The 864-nt window shown below is 71.9% G+C and carries 2 pseudogenes; one reads left to right on the forward strand and one right to left on the reverse strand.

The features are described from left to right. A pseudogene (locus CCN37_RS38145) lies at nucleotides 1-270 on the reverse strand (cytochrome P450); the annotation flags it as partial. Between the two features lie 295 nt (nucleotides 271-565). On the opposite strand from CCN37_RS38145, the pseudogene CCN37_RS38150 reads away from it, so the two are divergent. Beyond that, nucleotides 566-864, forward strand: a pseudogene (locus tag CCN37_RS38150) (alpha/beta hydrolase); the annotation flags it as partial.

Below are 864 nucleotides of genomic sequence, written 5' to 3' on the forward strand. Positions count from 1 at the left end.
CAGCCGCGTGTGCTCGGGCGGATCGAGGTTGAGCATCATCCGCCGCACGTAGCGCAGGTCCTCCGGCGTCGCGGGATCGCGGATCTGCGTTGCGCCGAGCTGCGAGGAGAAGACCTTGGGATCGCGGAGGACCCGGCGCACCTCAGCGTGCCCGAGCACCACCCAGAACCCCTCGTCGGCCCACAGGACCGGCCCCTTCTCGCGCAGCTCCCGCAACCTGTCGTACGGGACCCCGCGCACGTACGTCTCCGGATCAAGGACGCGCTCCACCGGCTCATTGGAGCAGAAACACAACGATCGGTGCTCCACCCGCGACAGAGCGCGAACGCCGGGTGGATGATCATGGTGTGACGTTGCGCGTGCGTAGAGGTGGAGAAGGCGGCCCGACCCTGTTGCTGCTGCACGGGATGGGCGCGACCAGCGAGGCGTGGAACGGGGTGATCGCACGGCTGGACCGGTACTGGGACGGCTCGTGGGCGGTGCCCGACCTGCCCGGTCACGGCGACTCCGACCCCGTCGAGCACTACTCCTTCGGCGCCATGGCCGCGGCGCGGAGCGGGTCGTCGTGCTCGGGCACTCCCTCGGGGGCGTCGTCGGGCTCGCGCTGGCCAGTGGCTGGTTCGGCGTGCGCGTGGAGGCGGTGTGCGGCCTCGGCATCAAGGCCAGCTGGTCCGACCAGGAGCTGGCCGGAGCCGCCGCGGCCGCCGGGAAGCCCGCGCGCGCCTTCGAGAACCGCGCCCAAGCCGCAGAGCGCTACCTCAAGGTCTCCGGCCTGCACGGCATCGTCGAGCCCGACTCCTCGGAGGTGGAGGGCGGCCTCGTGCTCGCCGACGGTGGCTGGCGCCTGGCGATGGACCAGCGCGC

Origin of the sequence: Allokutzneria sp. NRRL B-24872 (assembly GCF_002155965.1) — a bacterium.
In the GTDB taxonomy this organism is placed as follows: domain Bacteria; phylum Actinomycetota; class Actinomycetes; order Mycobacteriales; family Pseudonocardiaceae; genus Allokutzneria.